This window comes from Candidatus Aquicultor sp. (genome assembly GCF_054640775.1).
The window spans coordinates 1-4558 of sequence record NZ_JBTSLF010000188.1; the positions used below are offsets into that span (position 1 = coordinate 1).

Consider the following 4558-nt stretch of genomic DNA (forward strand, 5'->3'; position numbering starts at 1 on the left):
GCTTAAGGGATCTATGGTCGTTGCGGTTATTTTCTCAGCCGTGTCCGCTTACTATGCTCTGGCCATGTATATTGCTGATTACAATTACGCGACGGCGATTCAGCTAGGCAACGAAGGGCAAGTCGAGGCGGCAATCAATAACTATGAGCGTTCGATCGGGCTGTATCAAAACGGAAGGTACTACGACGGCTATGGAATGTTTCTGGATAGGGTTGGCGTGATGCAGCAGAACCGCGAGATGATCAACAAAGCGATAGCCGTCTATCAAGCCGCTCAAATATACGAGCCGTTGGAAGGGGATCATTATGTGTTTTTGGCCAGCGGTCATGCTAAACTTGCAACGGGCCCGAAAGACCCGATGCTTGATACGGCGGTAGCCGAGCTGCAGCAGGGTATCAGCGTGCGCCCGCAAGCATATTCGGCACGCATCCTTCTTGCCAACGTCTATATGTTCCAAGGGAAACACCAGCAAGCAATAGACACGCTCAAGTTTGTACTTGAGATCCGTCCACAGGAAAAAACGGCATTCCAGATAATGGCGAAATGCTACCAGCAAATGGGGAACAAAAAAGAGGCGTTGAAGTACTATACGAAGTACCTCGCCCTGCAGCCGGACGATCAGGATGCCAAAGCTGCAGTTCAACTGCTTGAGAAAAAGTAGAACGTAGAGCATCACCAGCATAGATCACTCGGGCCATCATCGCGTCTTCAGTGGACAGACGCATGTGATTTGGGTTACAATCAAGCAAAAGTTCTCATAATCACAAAGTACATAACAATATTACTCTTTTAGATTAAGATGATGGGCAGGGTAGCAAGTGAAGAAAGCTAAAATTCCACAAACAACCATAACACGATTGCCCGTTTACCTTCGTGCCTTGGTAATGCTGGCTAGTAAAGGTGAGCAAATCGTCTCCTCCGAAGGTCTCGCCCAGCATGCGGGAACCAACGCCGCGCAGTTGAGAAAAGATCTCTCTTACCTTGGCGAGTTTGGTACTCGTGGTGTGGGCTACGATGTCGATCAACTCATAAACGAGATATCCAAGTGGCTTGGCCTCTTAAGGGATAGGACCGTTGTTATTGTCGGGCTCGGTCGTTTAGGAGGGGCTCTCGTAGGCTATCAGGGCTTCTCGCAAAAGGGTTTCAAAGTGGTGGGCGCGTTTGACCGCGACCCCGCAATAGTAGGCACGATTGTCGATGGTCTCAAGGTGAGCCACATAAACGACCTTGAAAGCATCGTTAAGGGTATTCAGGGTGGGGTGGACATAGGAATCATCGCAACGCAGGCCCCCTCGGCCCAGGGCGTCGCAAACCGGATGGTTGACGCCGGGGTTAAAGCGATCATTAACTTCGCGCCAATAACTATCGATGTTCCTGCCGGCGTGGTTTTACGTCAGGTTGACCTCTCCGTCGAACTCCAGATTTTATCCTACTACTTGCAAAAAGGGTAAACAAAGGCAAAGTAAAATATGACAAGACTAAATGATACGATGTCACTTCAAAGCGAGATCGAACAGGACGTAACAGCCGCCAGGGAACTGCTTAAAGAACATGCTTTTTCAGGTCATCAGCTCTTAAACGACCAGGCTAGAGATATTGAAGACCTTCCTCTTGCTACGCTTCTTTTTGTAACCGCAAGCCTCGGGACGTATCGCCCTGAAGAGCTTAGACCGGTGGCCGTTGGGTTAGAGTTACTTCGTTTCGCCGCCGAAAAACACTACCTCGAGATGACGGATCTCGATACCGCGGGCAACCTGCGGAACTTGTTTCTCGTTACGGCGGATTTTTACTACGCGCAGGCGATAACGATTGCCGCTACGGTGCAAAAAGGCTTTGTGGTCGAGCATATGGTGCATGCGATTGCCGAAATCGCCGGGGCGGAGGCGGCCAGGCAAAAGCACGATAAACCCGTTACGGTTTCGGATGAGAACGCCAGCCTTTTCCATACTGCGGTAAAACTCGGGATGTTACTCGGGGGCTGCTCTTCGGAATTTAGCGACGCCCTTACTAACTTTGCCTCGTGCTTCGGCCGGATATGCCAGGCGCAGAATGAGTCGGATGCAGATATCGCCGCTCTTAAGAACCGCGCTCTTATAGATAGTAACGTGTTACCACTTGCGCAACGAAGCTTTCTTGAAAACCTTTTTTTATAAGCCCTTCGTAACTGAGCCCGCATTTTCTTTCAGTAGACAAAAAAACGGCATTTAAATTATACTATGTAAGATTATGAATAAATCCTACCCGATTCCGCAGCATATCCTCCAAGACCTGGTTGAGGTGGAGAAGGAACTCGTCAAGGCGGCCACACGAAGCGAGGGAGTGTTGGCCGAAGCGTCTCTCGCCACGCTAAAAGCCGGAGGAAAGCGTCTCCGGCCCGTTTTGGTGCTGCTTGCCGGCATGGTCGGAGAGTATGATGCGGAAAAGTTAATGCCGGCCGCTGTAGCCTCAGAGCTTATCCACATGGCCTCGCTCATTCACGACGACATCCTGGACGACGCATCGACCAGGCGCGGGGTTCCTACGGTCAACGCGGTGTGGGGCGAGCAGGTTGCGATTGCGGCGGGCGATTATTTGTTTGCGACGGCGTTCGAGCTGCTCTCACGGGCACCGATACGCGCGGTCGAGATCATGGTCAATGCGGCCGTCGATTTGAGCCTGGGCGAACTCGATCAGATGGTAACCGCACATGTAGCCGATCAGTCAATGGTCGACTACGTGCAGAAGGCGAAGCGCAAAACAGCCGCGTTGTTTGCGGCATGCTGCCAGGTGGGTTCATACTTGTCGGGCGCGTCTGAAGCCGAGGTCGCCGCACTTACAAAGTACGGCGAAGACTTAGGCGTTGCGTTTCAAATCTATGATGATGTCCTGGATATAGTCGGCGGTAAGCAAACCGGCAAAGCAACCGGAGTAGACGTGCGCGACGGTACGGTAACGGTGCCGATGCTTTACGCGCTCGAAACCTTGGGCCCGCAAAGCGAACTTGCTGCGATTATCGCAAACGCGGCGCCAAACGATCGCGAGGTCGAAGCAGCGCTTGCCATGATCGATCAAAGCGGGGCGGTAGCCCGCGCTAAAGATACCGCGAGGTCCTACGTAGATGAGGCGCTCGATTCGCTCAAGGCGCTCTCAAGGCCCGAGGCGGTCGCCGTTTTTACGGGCATCGGAGAATTTGTTATTGATAGATATAACTAGAGGTGAGATATGCTTTTAACTGCAAAATGGGTATTGCCGATAAGCCAGGTGCCGATTGAGGATGGGGCTATTGTTGTAGATGGCTCCAAGATAAAAGACATCGGTAAGTTCAAGACTATGGCGGATAAATATCCCGGTGAAGAGGTCGTCGATTATGGCAAAGCGGTGATTCTACCCGGTTTTATCGACCTGCATACCCACCTCGAATATAGCGTCTTCAGAGGGGCATGCGATGATCTTGGTTACGCCGACTGGAAGATGCAGCTTACGATAAAAAGCAGAACGCTCAAGAAAGCGGATTGGATGCACTCGGCATATCTCGGTGCGCTTGAAGCCCTGCAATCAGGCATAACAACCATTGCGGATATTACGAAACACGGGGCTAGTTTAAGGGCCGCCAAAGACGCCGGCTTGCGTGGAATCGTTTATTACGAGGTCACCGGGATGGACCACACCCAAGTACCGCAGATCATGTCCAAGATGGAAGATGATATAGCCAAGTGGTCAGATATCGTATCGGGTACAAATCTGGCTATAGGGTTTGCCCCGCATTCCCCGTATACGGTCTCGCCGCCCCTGTATCAAAAATCGATCCAATGGGCTAAAGAGCAAGGCCTACATATCTGCACCCACCTTGCCGGCTCGAAAGCCGAGTATGATTTTGTAAAGTACGGCTCGGGAAGGCTCTCCGATGAGTATTGGGATATTGTCGGCTGGGGGGATATCCTCTGGCAGCCCACGGGCGTAAGCCCCGTGAAGTACCTTGAGGAGTGGGGAGTATTTGAAGGAAGTAATATCCTGGCAGTGCATTGCGTCCAGGTCGATGAAGCCGATATCGACACGCTTGTAAGATACGGTGTCTCAATCGCCCACTGCCCGCGCTGTAACGCCAAGCTCGGGATGGGAATCGCACCGCTTCCAAGCTTCTTGCACCGCGGCCTAAACGTCGGCATCGGTACGGATAGCCCGGCAAGCAACAATACGATGGATGTATTCGATGAGATGAGAATCGGTCTCCTCGTTCAACGAGGGACGACGAGATCATCCGAGTTCACCGCCGAAGATTTCGTCTATATGGCGACGTTGGGCGGTGCAAAAGCGGTAAATATGGACGATACGATAGGCTCGCTCGATCCGGGAAAGGAAGCCGACATTGTCGTTGTCGATATGTCGCACAGCCACCAGATTCCGACGCGCGACCCTTACTCGGCGCTCGTGTACACCGCCAACCAGGAGAACGTTGTTTTGACGATGGTGGGCGGAAAGGTCTTGTACCGGGATGGAAAGTACAAAACGCTGGAAGAGGCCGAGATCCTTAAGAAAACCGAGCCGATCATCAAAAACCTTAAATTAACTAACGGCGAAT

At 52.0% G+C, this 4558-nt stretch carries 5 protein-coding genes; all 5 read left to right on the top strand.

From position 1 onward, the window contains the following. Nucleotides 1-661 (top strand): tetratricopeptide repeat protein (locus ACYC56_RS12330; RefSeq protein WP_461374478.1); only part of this gene is annotated, 661 nt, incomplete at its 5' end. A 157-nt stretch (nucleotides 662-818) separates the two neighbouring features. Next, nucleotides 819-1451 carry a redox-sensing transcriptional repressor Rex gene (locus ACYC56_RS12335; protein ID WP_461374479.1) on the top strand — a complete coding sequence of 211 codons (633 nt, stop codon included), beginning with the start codon at nucleotides 819-821 and terminating at the stop codon, nucleotides 1449-1451. Nucleotides 1452-1469: 18 nt separating this feature from the next. Then, entirely contained in the window at nucleotides 1470-2153 is a 684-nt protein-coding gene (locus tag ACYC56_RS12340) for a hypothetical protein (RefSeq protein WP_461374480.1), read from the top strand. A gap of 73 nt (nucleotides 2154-2226) precedes the next feature. After that, nucleotides 2227-3192, top strand: a complete 966-nt coding sequence (locus ACYC56_RS12345; RefSeq protein WP_461374481.1) for a polyprenyl synthetase family protein — start codon at nucleotides 2227-2229, stop codon at nucleotides 3190-3192. A 9-nt stretch (nucleotides 3193-3201) separates the two neighbouring features. Continuing rightward, nucleotides 3202-4558: amidohydrolase family protein (locus tag ACYC56_RS12350; protein WP_461374482.1), on the top strand; the 1357-nt coding region annotated here is incomplete at its 3' end.